General features: G+C 41.6%; 16 protein-coding genes. 15 read left to right on the top strand and 1 reads right to left on the bottom strand.

What is annotated here, in order from left to right:
- Positions 1-100: 100 nt before the first annotated feature.
- Positions 101-1,393, bottom strand: a complete 1,293-nt coding sequence (locus AC625_RS16390) for a replication-associated recombination protein A (RefSeq protein ID WP_049682254.1) — start codon at positions 1,391-1,393, stop codon at positions 101-103.
- A gap of 181 nt (positions 1,394-1,574) precedes the next feature.
- Between AC625_RS16390 and cymR the strand changes: the two genes are divergently transcribed.
- The 15 genes from cymR (at position 1,575) to AC625_RS16320 (ending at position 17,681) form a co-directional block, all read left to right on the top strand.
- Entirely contained in the window at positions 1,575-2,000 is a 426-nt protein-coding gene (cymR, locus tag AC625_RS16385) for a cysteine metabolism transcriptional regulator CymR (RefSeq protein WP_049682253.1), read from the top strand.
- A gap of 224 nt (positions 2,001-2,224) precedes the next feature.
- Positions 2,225-3,367, top strand: coding sequence for a cysteine desulfurase family protein (locus AC625_RS16380; RefSeq protein WP_049682252.1), 1,143 nt, complete (start codon positions 2,225-2,227; stop codon positions 3,365-3,367).
- 26 nt (positions 3,368-3,393) lie between these two features.
- Positions 3,394-4,509 carry a tRNA 2-thiouridine(34) synthase MnmA gene (mnmA, locus tag AC625_RS16375; protein WP_049682251.1) on the top strand — a complete coding sequence of 372 codons (1,116 nt, stop codon included), beginning with the start codon at positions 3,394-3,396 and terminating at the stop codon, positions 4,507-4,509.
- A 470-nt stretch (positions 4,510-4,979) separates the two neighbouring features.
- The gene (locus tag AC625_RS16370; protein ID WP_049682250.1) at positions 4,980-5,642 is read left to right on the top strand and encodes a tetratricopeptide repeat protein; all 663 of its coding nucleotides are present in this window, start codon (positions 4,980-4,982) and stop codon (positions 5,640-5,642) included.
- Positions 5,643-5,667: 25 nt separating this feature from the next.
- A complete protein-coding gene (gene recD2, locus AC625_RS16365; RefSeq protein ID WP_049682249.1) occupies positions 5,668-8,064 on the top strand; it encodes an SF1B family DNA helicase RecD2 in 2,397 nt (798 codons plus the stop codon).
- Between the two features lie 177 nt (positions 8,065-8,241).
- A complete protein-coding gene (locus AC625_RS16360; protein WP_028391909.1) occupies positions 8,242-8,430 on the top strand; it encodes a hypothetical protein in 189 nt (62 codons plus the stop codon).
- A 289-nt stretch (positions 8,431-8,719) separates the two neighbouring features.
- Complete coding sequence (locus tag AC625_RS27440; RefSeq protein WP_218971223.1) at positions 8,720-9,193, top strand: hypothetical protein; 474 nt, start codon at positions 8,720-8,722, stop codon at positions 9,191-9,193.
- Complete coding sequence (locus AC625_RS16355; protein WP_218971222.1) at positions 9,156-10,028, top strand: hypothetical protein; 873 nt, start codon at positions 9,156-9,158, stop codon at positions 10,026-10,028. Before AC625_RS27440 ends, AC625_RS16355 begins: the two co-directional genes overlap by 38 nt.
- A gap of 135 nt (positions 10,029-10,163) precedes the next feature.
- A complete protein-coding gene (locus AC625_RS16350; RefSeq protein WP_049682248.1) occupies positions 10,164-11,234 on the top strand; it encodes an AI-2E family transporter in 1,071 nt (356 codons plus the stop codon).
- A 432-nt stretch (positions 11,235-11,666) separates the two neighbouring features.
- Positions 11,667-14,306, top strand: a complete 2,640-nt coding sequence (gene alaS, locus AC625_RS16345) for an alanine--tRNA ligase (protein ID WP_049682247.1) — start codon at positions 11,667-11,669, stop codon at positions 14,304-14,306.
- Positions 14,307-14,381: 75 nt separating this feature from the next.
- Entirely contained in the window at positions 14,382-14,651 is a 270-nt protein-coding gene (locus tag AC625_RS16340) for an IreB family regulatory phosphoprotein (RefSeq protein ID WP_028391906.1), read from the top strand.
- Positions 14,651-15,073, top strand: a complete 423-nt coding sequence (gene ruvX, locus AC625_RS16335) for a Holliday junction resolvase RuvX (RefSeq protein ID WP_049682246.1) — start codon at positions 14,651-14,653, stop codon at positions 15,071-15,073. Before AC625_RS16340 ends, ruvX begins: the two co-directional genes overlap by 1 nt.
- A 14-nt stretch (positions 15,074-15,087) precedes the next feature.
- A complete protein-coding gene (locus AC625_RS16330; protein WP_049682245.1) occupies positions 15,088-15,378 on the top strand; it encodes a DUF1292 domain-containing protein in 291 nt (96 codons plus the stop codon).
- A gap of 198 nt (positions 15,379-15,576) precedes the next feature.
- Positions 15,577-16,710 carry an endolytic transglycosylase MltG gene (mltG, locus tag AC625_RS16325; RefSeq protein ID WP_049682244.1) on the top strand — a complete coding sequence of 378 codons (1,134 nt, stop codon included), beginning with the start codon at positions 15,577-15,579 and terminating at the stop codon, positions 16,708-16,710.
- 323 nt (positions 16,711-17,033) lie between these two features.
- Positions 17,034-17,681, top strand: a complete 648-nt coding sequence (locus tag AC625_RS16320) for an O-methyltransferase (protein ID WP_049682243.1) — start codon at positions 17,034-17,036, stop codon at positions 17,679-17,681.
- The last annotated feature ends 343 nt before the right edge of the window (positions 17,682-18,024 follow it).

Raw genomic sequence — 18,024 nt, 5'->3', positions numbered from 1 at the left:
CATTATCCCTCTCGCTCGCAAAGTGCAGAATCCGGCGCGCAAATTAGATATCCCCGTAAAGAGTGAAAAGTAGGAGTAGCACCAAAAAAACACCAAGCCTTTATTTCCGTGTAGGGTTAGGCTTGGAGTTTTTCTCAATTTTATCATAGATAGCAGCAAGAGCTTGTTCGAATTTACCGCTCGTTTTAGGCTGGTAATATTTTTTGCTAGCGAGTTTATTTGGCAAATATTGCTGCTTCACCCATCCGCTTTCATAGTTATGTGGATATAGATATTCAACGCCGCGTCCGAGTTCTTTTGCTCCCTGGTAGTGTGCATCTTTCACATGGTCCGGTATGTCACCAGTGTTTCCGGCACGAATGTCAGCGAGTGCTGCGTCAATCGCGATCATGGCTGTGTTTGATTTAGGTGATAAGCATAGCTCGATGACTGAATTAGCTAGCGGAATGCGCGCTTCGGGAAAGCCGAGACGTTCGGCGGCTTCGACGGCTGCTAATGCACGTGGTCCTGCTTGTGGATTAGCGAGACCGATATCTTCATAGGCAATGACGACGAGTCTGCGAGCAATGCTAACTAAATCACCTGCTTCAATTAAACGGCCTAAATAATGAAGGGCGGCGTTTGCATCACTGCCGCGAATGGATTTTTGAAAGGCGGAAATGACGTCATAATGGGCATCACCATCTTTGTCGTGAGAAAAGCTTTTTTTCTGAATGCATTCCTCTGCGATTTCCACCGTGATTGTAATCATTCCATCGTTGTCAGGCTCCGTTGAAATGACCGCGAGTTCCAGGGCGTTCAATGCGCTTCTTACGTCACCGTTTGAAGCGGTGGCCAAATGAAGGAGGGCTTGCTGGCTCACTTCTGTCGTATATTTCCCAAGCCCACGCTCATCATCATCGAGAGCACGTTTCAATGCCGTGACAATATCATCGGGTTCAAGTGCTTTTAATTCGAAAATTTGACATCGGCTCCGAATGGCTGGATTGATGGCATGATACGGGTTACTTGTTGTCGCACCAATTAATGTGATCATGCCATTTTCAAGGTACGGTAACAGGAAATCTTGTTTTGCTTTGTCGAGCCGATGAACTTCATCTAATAACAAAATGACTTTTCCTGACATTTTTGCCTCTGCGGCTACAATTTCCATATCTTTTTTATTGTTGGTCACCGCGTTCAATGTCCGAAAAGCGAATTGGGTACTACCAGCAATGGCACTAGCAATCGATGTTTTTCCAACTCCAGGCGGGCCGTATAAGATCATGGAAGAAAGTTGTTTTGCCTTGACCATTCGATAGATAATTTTTCCTTCATTAATGAGATGCTCTTGCCCCATCACTTCCTCGATCGAACGGGGGCGCATCCTAAATGCAAGCGGTTTTATGGACATCGTCATCGCTCCTATAGCTATTATGTAAGATAAAGGTATCATATTTTTCACGAAAAAGAACGTAATTAGGCTGTTATGCATTTTACCTACGAATATGCTATAATTTTTAAAGCATATTAATCCGATCATGAAAAAAAGATATAGGTTATAATTTGAAGGAAAACATAAAGGTGGGTAAACGATGAGAATCTCGACAAAAGGCCGCTATGGCTTAACGATTATGATAGAGCTGGCAAAGCAGTATGGTGAGGGGAAGAGCCCGACATCGCTTAAGTCGATTGCACAGACACATAATTTATCAGAGCATTATTTAGAGCAGCTAATCGCACCGCTTAGAAATGCTGGCTTAGTGCGCAGTATTCGTGGTGCATATGGCGGATATATTTTAACGAAAGAACCGAAAGAAATTACGTCTGGTGACATCATCCGCGTACTGGAAGGTCCGATTACCCCGGTTGAGGGCATTGAGGACGAAGAGCCAATTAAACGCCAACTATGGGTTCGGATTCGTGATGCAGTGAAGGATGTCCTAGACAGTACGACACTTGAGGATCTATCGAATTATAAAGATGATAGCGAACATGATTCGTATATGTTCTATATTTAATCCGTTTATAACGGTTAGGAATAAGAGGGTCTAACTCCCTAGACTATACTACGTAGAAGCTGTTTATGTAAAGATCTTCTAAAATTGTAGTCTTTTTGAGTTTGACTCCTTTTTTCTTTGTTTTGCATAGTACCAAATAAAATTATAGAATATGACCATGTGTGAAAATTTTAGAATAAATCGCCAAGAAAATTTATTCTCTTTTATATAACGGAGGAAATAACGTGAATAAAGTGTATTTAGATCATGCGGCCACGTCACCGATGCACCCGCGTGTGATGGACCGGATGATGACTGTCATGAAGGAAGAGTTTGGAAATCCTTCAAGTATCCACTCGTTTGGCCGCGCATCACGTCTCGTGTTGGATGAATCCCGTATGATTATGGCAAAGAGCATTGGTGCTTTGCTGAATGAAATCATTTTTACAAGTGGTGGTACGGAAAGTGATAACACGGCGTTAATTGGAATTGCGAACGCGTATCAAAATCAAGGTAAGCATATTATTACGACAGAAATTGAACATCATGCAGTCTTGCATACATGCCAGTTTTTAGAGAAATCTGGTTTTGATGTAACCTATTTGCCTGTTAATGAAGAAGGGCTTGTTTCGGTTGATGAGGTGCGATCTGCCCTTCGTGATGATACAATCCTCGTTTCCGTCATGTTTGGTAATAATGAGGTCGGAACGATACAACCGATTCAGCAAATCGGCGAACTCCTTCAACATCATCAAGCATTTTTCCATACGGATGCAGTACAAGCGTACGGCTTGGTAAAAATCGATGTGAATGAATTTTATGTTGATTTACTTTCTGTTAGTGCTCATAAAATTAATGGTCCTAAAGGTATCGGTTTTCTCTATATCCGAGACGGCATTAAGCATCAGCCGTATTTGTACGGTGGCGAGCAAGAACGGAAGCGTCGTGCTGGAACGGAAAGCGTCCCAGCGATTGCCGGCTTTGCAGAAGCTGTTCAAATTGCTCAAAGCACATTGGTGGAGAAAAGTGAGTTGTATGCAAGTTATAAAAAAGTGATTTTAGATATTTTTAACGATGCTGGTGTGGACTATATCGTGAATGGGTCTCGTGAATCATCATTGCCACATGTGTTAAATATTAGTTTTCCTGGAACAAATGTGGAGTCCATGCTTGTGAATTTGGATTTAGCGGGAATTGCTGTTTCAAGCGGATCTGCTTGTACAGCAGGGTCTATCGATCCTTCCCATGTCCTCGTTTCGATGTTTGGCAAAGGTTCAGAACGGACGAAGAATTCGATACGCTTTAGTTTTGGCTTGAACAATTCTGAGCAAGATGTGAGACAAGCGGCACAGGAAACGGTTAAGATAATCAACAGATTGCTGAAATAAAGGAAAGAGGTAAGAGGTGAAACATAATGAATAAAGCACCTAAAGACACGCGTGTCGTTGTGGGGATGTCGGGTGGCGTTGATTCATCTGTTGCTGCCCTACTATTGAAAAGACAAGGCTATGATGTAGTCGGGATTTTCATGAAGAATTGGGATGATACAGATGAAAACGGCGTTTGTACCGCGACAGATGATTATAATGATGTAATTGCAGTATGTAATCAAATTGGCATTCCTTATTATGCTGTAAACTTTGAAAAGCAATATTGGGACAAAGTGTTTACGTACTTTTTAGATGAATATCGAGCAGGTCGGACACCCAATCCGGACGTTATGTGTAATAAGGAAATTAAATTCAAAGCATTCCTTGAACATGCAGTCAGCCTAGGTGCGGATTATTTAGCAACCGGTCACTATGCACAAGTTGCTTTCCGTGATGGTGAATACAAAATGCTTCGTGGAATAGATGAGAATAAAGATCAAACGTATTTCCTGAATCAGTTGACGCAAAGCCAGTTGGAAAAGGTCATGTTCCCACTCGGTCACATTGATAAAAAAGAAGTGCGGGAAATTGCCAAAGAAGCTGGACTTGCAACAGCAACGAAGAAAGATTCAACGGGAATCTGTTTCATCGGTGAACGTAATTTTAAAGACTTCCTAAGCAACTATTTACCAGCACAGCCTGGTAATATGGAAACTCTGGATGGAAAAGTGATGGGTAAGCATGAAGGTCTCATGTATCATACAATTGGTCAACGCCACGGACTTGGTATTGGTGGCAGTGGTGAGCCTTGGTTTGCAGTCGGTAAAGACTTGAAAAGGAATACTTTGTATGTTGAACAAGGCTTTGAGAATGACGTGCTATATTCTGACTCACTTAAGGCGGTTAATATGAGCTGGGTCGCACAACATGCACCTGCTACGGAATTTAGCTGTACTGCTAAATTCCGTTACCGTCAAGCGGATAGTCAAGTGGATGTAAAAGTGCTTGGAAATGGTGATGTTGAAGTCATCTTTGCTGAGCCAGTCCGCGCGATCACACCTGGACAAGCCGTTGTTTTCTATGATGGCGATGTGTGTCTTGGTGGCGGTACGATTGATGAAGTGTTTAAAAATAATGAAAAACTGACCTATGTCGGATAAACTTGATCCCCAGCCGTTGTTCGGCTGGGATTTTTTTATTTTTTACATGTGCCAACCTACTGCGTAGAGGATGAATCCGTTCTCTGCCTTGAATCGTCCGGCACGCAAATCTTGAAAAGGGAAGTTTACGCACGCAACAGGACCCGAGTTACCCCTATATTCCCCCGAACGTATCATTGAAGCGACGAGGTTTTTATAAAATCAGTAATAAAGGGGTTGTTTCTAATGAATATGGATGATAGCGTGAAAATGGCTCCGGCACGCAAATCGCAAATCTGACTCTAAAATTGTAGGATGAAATGAATCGCGCAGATCTCACGAATCTCAAATCATCCATTCAACTTGCCGCGCAATCCTGCCACACGATTAATGATGAGCTAGCGGCTTTATGGTATACTTCAAAGGAATGAAACCTAATGGCAGCTGTACGTAAGCTACCTTTTCTATCGATTAAATGGAGAGTGAACATAATGGATAAAAACCAACAAGGAATTCAATATATGCAAGAGGGCAAGTATGAGGAAGCGGTGAAGATTTTTTCAGAGGCGATTGAGGAAAACCCGAATGAGCCTGTAGCATACATAAATTTTGGCAATGTTTTAACTGCGGTCGGAGAAACAGCGAAGGCAGAGAGTTTTTATAAAAAAGCACTTGAACTTGATGAAGAGGCTGGGGCTGCTTATTATTCACTTGGTAATCTGTATTTTGAAATGGATAAGCTGATCGAAGCAAAGGATATGTTTGAAAAGGCTCTTCGTACTGGGCTAGATACGAGTGATGCGTATTTTATGCTGGGCATGACTTTGATGCAGCTTGATCAAGGCAAGCTTGCGATGCCGTACTTGCAACGTGCAGTTGAATTGAATCCGGAAGATGTCGATGCTCGTTTTCAATATGCGCTGTGCCTAGCTAATGCAGAATTATATGATGAGCTAATTAAAGAATTGGAAATTGTGATTGAACAAAATCCAGAGCACGCGGATGCCTACTACAATCTTGGCGTGGCATTTGGCGGCTATAAAGAAGACGCAGCGAAAGCTATAGAATATTTCGATAAAGCATTGGCGGCACAGCCTGACCATATGCTTGCAGCTCATGGAAAAAAATTGATGGAAACGTTGAACGAAGAATAAAATCGTTTTGGGGGAGGGAAACCGTATGGGCCAGCAGGATGCCTTGGATCTTTTTTCAGAAGAGAAGAAATTTATGAAAGGTCGGCACTTAGTGACAATTTTTCATAATGAGTCAAATTTGTATTCTGTCGTGCGGATTCGCCTCGATGAAACGAATTTGGATTACGATGAGCAAGAAGCTGTTGTAACAGGATATTTCCCAAAGATTCATGAGCAGGAAACGTATATTTTTTATGGAACGATGAAGGATCATCCGCGATTTGGCATGCAGTTTCATGTCGAGCATTTCAGAAAGGATATGCCTCAGTCGAAAGAAGGAATCGTCGCTTATTTATCAAGTGATTTGTTCAAAGGGATTGGGAAAAGAACGGCGGAAAGCATAGTGGATAAGCTTGGTGAGAATGCCATTTCGAAAATACTCGCCAACCCCTCAATCTTGGATACAGTTCCGAAATTATCGTCTGAAAAAGCGAAAAGCTTCTACGATTCTTTGATTGAACATCAAGGTCTGGAACAAGTCATGATTGGGTTAAATCAATATGGATTTGGACCACAGCTTTCAATGAAAATTTATCAAATGTACCAACACGATACGCTATCGATATTACAAAAAAATCCTTATCAGCTCGTGGAGGATGTTGAAGGAATCGGCTTTGGGCGAGCAGATGAACTCGGGTTTCAGCTTGGTATTTCAGGGGGGCATCCTGATCGAATTAAAGCAGCCTGCTTGTATACGCTTGATGCCCAATGTCTTCAAGACGGCCATGTGTATATGGAAGCTGAAGACTTACTTGAAACAGTTAAGCGCATGCTTGAAGAAAATAAGCGGGATGCGATTGAGTTTACGGCGATTTCCTCGGAAATTGTGAAGCTTGAGGATGAGGGGAAAATCAAAGTCGAGGAGCGTCGGATTTATCCACCATCCTTATATTTCTCGGAAAAAGGGATTGTCACGAATATTAAGCGAATTTTATCGCAAACCGAATATGAAGATCAATTTCCTGAATCTGAATTTTTACTGGCACTTGGTGAATTAGAGGAGCGGCTTGGCGTTGATTATGCCCCTGCACAGAAGGAAGCGATTCAGACAGCGCTTCAGTCGCCGATGTTGATTTTGACAGGTGGGCCGGGTACGGGGAAAACGACGGTTATTAAAGGAATCGTTGAGCTTTACGCTGAACTTCACGGTGTGTCGATGGAAATTGGAGATTATAAAAAAGAGACAGAACCGTTTCCATTTGTTTTGGCAGCACCGACTGGACGTGCGGCAAAGCGAATGGCCGAATCTACGGGATTACCGGCAGTAACGATTCATCGGCTTCTCGGCTGGAACGGGAGTGAAGGCTTTTCCCATGATGAAGAGAACCCTATCGAAGGGCGGATTGTGATCATTGATGAAATGTCAATGGTAGACACATGGCTTGCCCACCAGTTGTTAAAAGCTTTACCTGAACACGTACAGCTTGTTCTCGTTGGCGATGAAGACCAGCTACCATCCGTTGGTCCAGGTCAAGTATTAAAGGATTTACTAGCATCACAATCCGTCCCGATGGTGGGTCTTGAGCAAATTTACCGCCAGGCAGATGGTTCTTCTATTATTGAACTTGCTCATGAAATTAAGCGAGGAAGATTGCCGGAGAGTTTCAGTCATCAGCAAAGTGATCGTTCCTTCATCCGCTGTGGCACAGGACAAATTGCCCAAGTTGTTGAAAAAGTGGTGGCGAATGCTCGTAAAAAAGGTTTTACATCAAGGGATATTCAAGTACTTGCCCCGATGTACCGCGGGCCTGCTGGGATTGATAATTTAAACAAAATGCTTCAAGAAGTGTTCAATGGCAATGCTGAAGAAAAAAAACGAGAGTTGAAATTCGGCGATGTTGTTTACCGAAGTGGCGACAAAGTATTGCAACTCGTCAATCAGCCTGAAGAAGGCGTCTATAACGGCGACATGGGCGAAATTGTATCTGTACTTTTTGCGAAGGAAAATACGGATAACGTTGATAAGCTTGTCATTTCATTTGATGGAATTGAAGTGATGTATAATCGCCAGGATTTGAATCAAATTACCCATGCTTATTGTTGCTCGATTCATAAATCACAAGGAAGCGAATTTCCGATCGTTATTTTACCTGTCGTCAAAAGCTATTATCGAATGCTGCGGCGAAATCTGTTATACACCGCAATTACAAGAAGTAAAAACTTTTTGATTTTGTGCGGGGAAGAAGATGCCTTTCGTCAGGGAATTGAACGCAATAATGAAATGAAGCGCAAAACGACGTTAATGCAAAAACTGCAAGCAGCCGATTTGGGAGAATCTGAATTGGAAACGGAGACTGAAGTGGCAATCGATCCTTTCGAAATCCTCATGAAGGTCGACCCAATGATCGGGATGGAACACGTTACACCATATGATTTTATGTAACCAAACATGGAAAACCTTTCAGCTCATCTTTGTTTGTCCTAGACAAATACTAAAGATGTTCGGAAAGGTTTTCTTTGCTTAGAGGGTATGTTTTATGGGAAAAATGGGCACAATCATAGCGAATGAAATGTTGAAATATCATTTCGGTCTATGAAGAGGTAGGTGTCCATTTTGGAAATTAAATGCCCGAATTGTAACAGTAAAGATGTAGGTAAAATCGGTGTCAACCAGTTCTATTGTTGGAATTGTTTTATTGAAATGAGCGTAATGAAAGGGATCATTAACACCCATCAAGTCGAGGAGGACGGAAGTTTAAGCTCGTTGGACGACTTGTTTGAAGAAGATGATCGCCGTTTGAGTATGTAAACTCAGAAAAGAGGTGCAGCAATGAGGAGACGTTCAAAAAACTTCCTTGGTAACAGTACCGGTCTGATGAAGAAATACACGAAGAAGATGCGGAAAAAATTAAAATCAATGCTTTAAAACGAAACCCCGACGTTTTTAGAATCGATTTCGTTTTAAAATCAGAAAACACACAGTCTTGACTGTGTGTTTTTTTAGGTTTAAAGGTAAATAGGCCAATTGTGGGGATAATATCAAGAGTATTATCTGAAACTTTGTAGAAACATAAAACAACCCTGAAAGGATGAAATGAATGAAAGAACTTACAGTTTCAACAGTAGAAGAGCTTGTAAATGCAGTGGGCAATCAAGCGGTTGAATTAATCCGGATACAAGGGAAAATAAAAGAGAGTCCTTCCATACATTTGTCACCAGGACAACAATTAGTCGGTGAAGCTGATTCGATTATTGAATTTAAAGGTGGTGTTGATGGGGTCGAGGTAAGTCAGGGCAATAGTATTGATAGAATAACCTGTATTGTTGAACCTAGCCGTCGGGCAATACTAAACCGTTCAGATGTAGAATCACTCGGAACTTTGGAACTTAAGAATGTAAAAACAATTGGGCAAATTCAACTTATTGCTACTGGATCTGTACGATCCGGGCATGTCGTTGCTCAGAATGTGGAAGTAATCGAAGCAGATACGAGAGGATCGGCAGGAGCGACCGAATGGGTTTGGCGTGTATGTCTTGCAGGGAGCCTTCACATTATGGAATCAACAAACTGACTCAAACGTGACCATCTCCGCTCATCTTGTAGGTTTGAAAGCTGGTAGTGACAAAAAACCGGTACAAGGAAGTGGCATATTTATTAGTGGGGCTGGTGATGTAGGTGGGAGGCTCGATGTGGATATGTTGGAAACAGGTGAGATACACTCAAATGGTGGAATTAAACAAGGTACGCCCGATCTTATTACAGGTGGTGTTTTTGTCGTATACGGTGCTCATGTGAAAAAGGTTGTGAATCGCGGTCCAGTGACGACATATGGTGTAAATGATATGGTGTTAGATAACTGGGGGATCGTGAACGAATGGGTGGCAGAAGATCGAATCACGTCCCATGGACCAAGTGGGATTGGTTTTGTAAACTTTAACGAAATCGGGACGCTGCGTATTCTGAGTAATATCGAGACGTGGGGGATTGGTGCTCGGGGATTTAATTTATATGATGGTAGTCTAAAACAGGCAGAATTTAAACGGATTGTTACCCATGCAAATGCTTCAGTAGGGATTCAAGTCAGTCGACCTTTAGGATCGCTAGTCGTGCATGAAGATATTGAAACCTTTGGTGGGGAAGGGGAATCCTTGGTAAAGGGAGTTATCACGCAACTAGCTGCCGATGGATTAAGTGTCAAAGAAGGCGGTGAAATTGATCAAGTTGAAATTGGTGGAAGAATCGTTACAAATGGGTCTAACGTTCGGAGTCTTCACGTACAAGGTGAAATAAATCAACTTACTGTCAAGGGTGGAATATTCGCAAATGGATCTGGATCGAAGGCAGTTTTGATTGAAAATGGTAGCGTTCCATTAAACGGTATAGAAATATATGAAGCAACAAAATAAAGGAGATGTATGAATAATTATGAATGTCTAACAAGTAAGCTGTTAACGCTTGGTGAGTGTGCGTCAAGCCCCAAATAAATCCTCCATACATATTTCCCCCCCGCCTCACGAAAACTAAATCTTGAGGTGAGGTGGATGGACATTCGAATGAAATGGTTTTATCGACTGGGATTTCTGTTGCTATTATTTATTGTTTTATATATTTTTATGAAGCTGAAACCGATGTGGGCGCCGATTGTAAGAGTTGGCATGAAGGTGCTCATTCCCTTTTTAATTGCGGCATTTATTAGTTATCTGTTGCATCCGGTCGTTGAGCTTTTGCATCGGAAGGGGATGAAGCGAGGGCTTTCCATTGTCATTATCTACTTATTGTTCTTTGGTGGATTTGGTTTTGCAGTGTACAAAGGGATTCCAATCATGACCGAACAAATCCGAGAGCTGTCTGAGAATGCACCAGCAGCAGCGGAGCAATATCGGAACTGGACAGACTGGATTGGGCGTAAGACGGAAGATTGGCCATTTGGTATTCATGAGCGATTAGACGCTACCATCCTAAAGATTGAAGGTAAACTGGAATCGTTGATGGATACAATCATGAACTATTCGATGAAGCTATTTGATTTTGTTTTATTAATTGCCCTGATCCCATTTATTGCGTTTTATATTGTGAAAGATTATGATGCATTGAAAAAAATGACGCGATATTTAACACCGCGAAAATGGCGCAATCAAGGGATTGCTTTTTTAAAAGATATCGACGTTTCGCTAGGTGGCTATATTCGTGGGCAAATCATCGTGTGCGCGGCAATCGGTGGTATATCTTCGCTACTGTTCTGGATTGTCGGGATGAAATATCCCTTACTGCTAGGCGCGCTTATTGGGATTACCAATATTATTCCGTACTTCGGTCCGCTTTTCGGTGCGATTCCAGCGGCGCTGATTGCGGCCTCTATTTCCGTGAAGATGATCATTATCGTTGTTGTGATTGTCTTGGTACTGCAATTTTTAGAGGGAAATATCCTTTCACCGCTTATTATTGGAAAAAGCTTGCACATGCACCCAATCTTTATTATGTTCGCGTTATTGGTTGGTGGAGAGGTTGCAGGTGTGATTGGGTTAATCATTGCCGTTCCCATTCTCGCTGTCGTTAAAGTATCTGTCATTCATGCACGGATTCATTTTAAAAATAACCCATCCATCGATTAAAAATGGCGGTATCGACAGGTATCCATTGACAAATGAAAATCTTGTGAATATAATCCAATACATATGATTTATTTTCACATGAAAACTCGTTGAAGGATCAAGTACACTGCAGCCCTTTTTACAGAGAGGCAATCCCCACGGCTGAAAGGGATGCTAGAATGAAGAACAGTGGAAAGCTAGTCCGGAGTGCAGTTAATTCCTGCCGTATGCCGCGTTAAGGCGTTGATTGAGGTGATGAGTGGGTATTTGCACTCATAATCAGGGTGGTACCGCGAGCAAACTCTCGTCCCTGTCAGGGATTAGGGTTTTTTTTGTGTCTAAAAATGGGTATGACAAGGTGTTTCCATAGTACGAAATAACTAATATTTAGGGTGTCCAACTTAAGGGTCAGACCCTGATAAGGCGCTTTTTAAAAATAAGGAGGAAATAGCTATGAAGAACTTAACTGGCGCTCAAATCCGTCAAATGTATTTAGATTTCTTTAAAGAAAAAGGCCATTCTGTTGAACCAAGTGCATCTCTTGTGCCGCATGAAGATCCAACATTACTATGGATTAATTCAGGGGTAGCCACGTTGAAAAAATATTTTGATGGTCGTGTGATTCCAGAAAATCCACGGATTACGAATGCACAAAAAGCTATTCGGACGAATGATATTGAAAATGTTGGAAAAACAGCGCGTCACCATACTTTTTTTGAAATGCTTGGGAACTTCTCAATTGGCGAATATTTCAAGGAAGAAGCTATCACATGGGCATGGGAATTTTTGACGGATGAGAAATGGATTGGTTTTAATCCGGAAAAGTTAGCTGTGACGATCCATCCTGAAGATGATGAAGCGTTTGAACTTTGGAATAAAAAAATTGGCATTCCAGCTGAACGTATTATCCGTCTTGAAGAAAACTTCTGGGATATCGGCGAGGGTCCAAGTGGCCCGAATACCGAGATTTTCTATGACCGCGGACCTAAATACGGCGACGACCCGAATGATCCTGAGCTTTATCCAGGTGGCGAAAACGAACGTCATCTTGAAGTGTGGAACTTGGTGTTCTCTCAATTCAACCATAATCCAGATGGTAGCTACACACCGCTTCCAAAGAAAAATATTGATACAGGAATGGGTCTTGAACGGATGGCTTCTGTTGTCCAAGACGTGCCAACGAACTATGATACAGACTTGTTCATGCCGATTATCCGTGCTGTTGAAGAAATTTCTGACGTGAAATATCGTACAGATGTAGAAAAAGATGTTGCATTTAAAGTCATTGCTGACCATATTCGTACTGTGGCATTTGCTGTCGGTGACGGTGCACTTCCTTCAAACGAAGGACGTGGCTATGTATTACGCCGTTTGCTGCGCCGTGCTGTACGATATGCGAAACAAATTAATATTAACCGACCATTCATGTTTGAACTAGTGCCAGTTGTCGGTGAAATTATGTATGACTTTTATCCGGAAGTGAAAGATAAAGCCGAATTCATTGCGAAAGTCGTGAAAAATGAAGAAGAACGTTTCCATGAAACATTGCATGACGGTTTATCGATTCTTGCTGATGTGATTGAAAAAGCGAAGAATTCTGGCAGCACAGTCATCCCAGGAACTGACGTATTCCGTCTTTATGATACATACGGCTTCCCGGTAGAATTAACGGAAGAATATGCAGAAGAACAAGGCATGACGGTTGACCAAGCTGGCTTTAATACAGAAATGGAAGCTCAGCGCGAACGTGCGCGCTCTGCACGTCAAGATGTCGATTCGATGCAAATCCAAGGCGGTGCTCTTGGCGACATTAAAGTAGAGAGCAAATTTGTCGGCTATGATGAGTTAGAAGCGGAAGGTCAAGTGCTTGCGATTGTTAAGGATGGCGACCTTATTACTGAAGCGCATGAAGGGGAAGAAGTACAAGTTATTTTAAGCCAAACGAGCTTCTATGCGGAAAGCGGCGGACAAATTGCTGATAAAGGGATCATTGTTAACGAAGATGTGAAATTGAATGTGTTAGGTGTTCAAAAAGCACCAAATGGGCAAAATCTACACAGAGTGACGGTTGAAGCTGGAACGTTAAAACAAGATGCAAGCGTGATTACTGTCGTTGATGCTGATAATCGCGGCCAAATTATTAAAAATCATACAGCGACCCACCTAATGCATCAAGCGTTAAAAGATGTGCTAGGAACTCATGTAAACCAAGCGGGATCCCTTGTGGAACCAGACCGTCTTCGTTTTGACTTCTCTCATTTCGGGCAAATCACAGCGGAAGAGCTTGAGAAAATTGAGGCAATCGTAAATGAAAAGATTTGGAAAAGCATTGCTGTAAACATTGACTACAAAAACATCGAAGAAGCAAAAGAGATGGGTGCAATGGCCTTGTTCGGTGAGAAGTATGGTAAAATCGTTCGTGTCGTTCAAGTGGGCGATTATAGTCTAGAACTCTGCGGCGGATGTCATGTACCGAACACAGCCGTAATAGGCTTGTTTAAAATTGTCTCAGAAAGTGGAATTGGCGCAGGAACACGTCGTATTGAAGCGGTCACTGGAGCGGGTGCCTATAAACTAATGGCTGATCAAATTGGCGTTTTAAAAGAAGCGGCAGCCAAATTAAAAACAAATCTGAAAGAAGTTCCAGCCCGAATTGAATCTGTTTTGGCAGAAGTGAAAGATCTTCAACGTGAAAATGAGAGCCTAGCTGCTAAACTTGGCAATATTGAAGCCGGAAATCTTGTTTCACAAGTGAAAGAGGTTAACGGCGTTAAAATTCTTGCTGCCAATGTGCAAGCGACAGATATGAATAATCTTCGTACAATGGCAGATGAATTGAAACAGAAGCTACAATCCGTTATTATCGTGTTAGGTTCGGCTCAAGGAGATAAGGTTAACTTGATTGCTGCTGTCACGAAGGACTATATTGATCAAGGCTACCATGCCGGTAAATTGCTGAAAGAAGTAGCAGGCATTTGCGGCGGCGGCGGCGGCGGTCGTCCCGATATGGCACAAGCTGGTGGGAAAAATCCTGAAAAATTGAATGAAGCACTAAGTTTTGTGGAAGAATGGGTAAAATCCGTTTCATTATAAATCTGACTAGTGTACAATGTATGTATCCATGGAAACCCGTTCGGAAATATGGAACGTTGAAGAGAGGTGCAGGACATGAGTTCGTTTGATAAAACCATGAAATTCAACTTTCCGGAAGAGCCCTTTGAGAGAGATGTGCAAGAGGTATTATTCCAAGTCTACGGTGCACTTCAGGAAAAAGGCTATAATCCAATTAACCAAATCGTCGGCTACCTGCTTTCTGGTGACCCAGCCTATATCCCGCGCCATCAGGATGCGAGGAATATCATACGGAAGCTTGAGCGTGACGAAATTATTGAGGAATTGGTAAAATCATATTTAAAACAACATCGTGAGGGTCGTTAATGCGTACAATGGGGCTCGATTTAGGTTCAAAAACGCTTGGCGTTGCAATTAGCGACGCGATGGGTTGGACCGCACAAGGTATAGAAACGATTAAGATTAATGAAGCCCAAAAGGACTTTGGCTTAAAACGACTTGGACAACTTATTGAAGAGTACGAAGTTTCTGCAATAGTTATCGGATTTCCGAAAAACATGAACGGAACGATAGGACCGAGAGGCGAAGCGAGTCAAGCATTCGTACAACTCCTCGAACATAAGTTCAAGCTGCCAACTCACCTTTGGGACGAACGACTGAGTACAATGGCTGCAGAACGTGTTTTGCTTGAAGCAGATGTGAGCAGAAGTAAACGGAAGCAGGTCATCGACAAAATGGCCGCAGTCATGATTCTTCAAGGCTTTTTAGACAGACAAACAAATTTATAAAGAGGTGCATACAAATGGAACATGGTGAAAATAACATTACAATTGTAGATGAAAACGGAAACGAACAGCTTTGCGAGGTATTATTCACATTTGATTCTGAGCAATTTAACAAATCATATGTCCTTTACTACCCAATCTCAGCTGAAGATGATGAAGATGAAGAAATGGAAATTCATGCTTCTTCTTTCGTACCAAGCGAAGATAATAAAGATGGCGAATTATCTCCTGTTGAAACAGAAGAAGAGTGGGATGTAATCGAAGAAATGCTTTCTACATTCCTAGATGAAGAAGGCGACGAAGACTGATCTATTTGATCACTTCTATGTAGCTAAAAGAGGCTGTCCCGTTATGGGGCAGCCTTTTTTCTTTTTTTGTATAATAATTTACAATAAAATTCTGTTTTTATTAGCGAATTTTAGTATAATAAGTCGGAGCGTAGCCTTTTACAGAGAAAGACGGCAAATACCGTTATAAGCAGTTGCTTGCTTAGAGGGGGAGCATAAATGAATCAGGAAAAACAAACAAAGAAACAGTATCTTCAGCAGAAACTGCTCGAGCAGCAAGGTGAGGCGAGAATAGTGAGGAAAATTATTATGATTGTCATGTTGGTGATTGTGGTAGTGGCAGCTTGTGTTGGCATAGGTGGTTATTTGTATGTGCAATCTGCCCTAAATCCTGCTGACCCGGATAATCAAAAGATACAAGAGGTAGAAATTCCGATTGGTTCTTCTGTTGGTAATATATCGACAATTCTTGCAGAACAAGGAATTATTAAGAACGCAAAAATATTTAAATATTATATTAAATTTAAAAACGAATCTGGTTTTCAGGCTGGAAGCTATAAACTCGCGTCTTCGATGACTTTACCGGAAATTATAAAAAGTTTGAAAACCGGTAAAGTTGTGATGGATGCCCAATTGAAAATAACGATTCCAGAAGGCAAGCAGCTTGTACAAATCGCACATATCGTTGCTGAAAAGACCAATCAGGATCCCAAAGACGTGTTCGAACAAATGAATGATAAAGCTTTTATTGATAAAATGCGAGCGAAGTATCCAGATTTGTTAACGGATGAAATTTATGGGAAAAAAGTCAGGTATCCACTTGAGGGATACTTATTCCCAGCTACTTATGATTTTTATGAAGAAAAGCCGAGTCTTGATATGATTGTCACAGAAATGTTGAAAAAGACGGACGAAGTTCTTGCTCAATACAAAGATGAGATGAATGAAAAACAATTTAGTAATCATAAACTGTTGACGCTCGCCTCTTTAATCGAGGAAGAAGCGACAGCGAGAGTGGATCGTGACATGATCTCTTCTGTTTTCTTTAACAGAATGAAAATTGATATGCCGCTTCAGACGGACCCAACTGTCCTTTATGCAAAAGGTCAGCACCAAGAAAAAGTCCTTTATAAAGATTTAGAAGTGAATTCCCCGTATAATACGTATCAAAATAAGGGCTTAACACCTGGACCAATCGCAAATGCGGGGACAGTGTCGATTGAAGCTGCTTTGAATCCGGCAGCATCCGATTATTTGTATTTCTTGGCAACAAGCACAGGAGAAGTAGTTTATGCAAAGACCTTGGATGAACATAATCAAAATAAAGCCAAATATATTACAAATAAAAAATAATAACACATCAATTGGGAGAGAGATATTCACATTCTCCCTCTTTTTGTGGTAAAATAGTCAAAGTGCAATTTTAGGCAAGTGAGATTTTGTTCATAAACGTATGAGACTTGGCAAGGGCCGGGTTTTTCATGAGAAATAAGAAGTATAAGTTTCTAGAGGTGTTTTGCTGTTTCGTTCAAATAGTTAACTCCCTCTTTTTTAGCCGATTGAGCATGGTGCTTGTGCTTTTCTATAGAGCTAAACTCTTTAATGAATGTAAGTGGTAGCGCATGACACCTTCTTTCGTAGCAAGGTGCTTGCGCTTTTCGTAGGAGGAAAAAAACATGAGCATAGATGAATATCTTCAGTCGCTGATCCCCAAGCGAACTGGTTTGATAGCGGAGATGGAAGAGTATGCAGGGTTACATAATGTGCCGATTATGGAGCCAGAAGGTATGGAAGCATTGCTACAAATCTTAAGGCTTGAAAACCCGCAGGCGATTTTGGAAGTAGGTGCAGCCATAGGATATTCGGCGCTTCGAATGGTTGAAGCATTACCGGATGTGAAAATTGTCACAATTGAACGTGATGAGGAACGAATTGGTGTGGCTAAGGGAAATATTAGAAAAGCTTGTGCACAAAATCGGGTGACTTTAGTCGAAGGTGATGCACTTGAAGTGACAGAATCGATTAAAGAGTATGGTACTTTCGATGCGATTTTTATTGATGCGGCGAAAGGCCAATACAGAAAATTCTTTGAGCTATATGAGCCTTTCTTGAATGATGGCGGCATTATTGTGACAGATAATGTGCTGTTTAAAGGCTTAGTGGCAGTAAAGGAAGAAGAAATTGAACTGAGGCGCATTCGGAGTCTAGTACGGAAGATCAAAGAGTATAACGTTTGGCTCCACAATCACCCCGATTACCATACAGTCATTCTGCCAATTGGTGATGGTGTTGCTATTAGTAAGCATAAGGGGAAACGAAAATAAAGAAATCAGAACTTCTTGTCACACTGACAAAAGTGGAACATATTCAATCTTAGTTTGGATAAATGACTCTTTAACAGTCAATAAGAATGGCTCGGTGAACTCGGGATAATATACGGACCTTAATACGGAAAATAGGAAGTATTCAAAACGTATAAGTAGCGATTGTTCGGGAAACATAGCGAAAAGACGAGCTTCCTTTAGTTCGCCGGGTTAGTTCTCAGGTGATAAAGCATATACAGGAATGGAAACGATGGGCAGCCTTATTCTTTTGAACTGGGAGACTAAGGCGAATTTCTTAGTTCAGAAATCTTAGATTTTCCCACAACCGTGTGAGACGGAAAAG

The sequence above is a fragment of the Peribacillus loiseleuriae genome, from assembly GCF_001183985.1.
In the GTDB taxonomy this organism is placed as follows: Bacteria; Bacillota; Bacilli; order Bacillales; family DSM-1321; genus Peribacillus; species Peribacillus loiseleuriae.
Note: the sequence above shows the minus strand (reverse complement) of the source record. Positions and strands in the feature narration are given on the sequence as shown.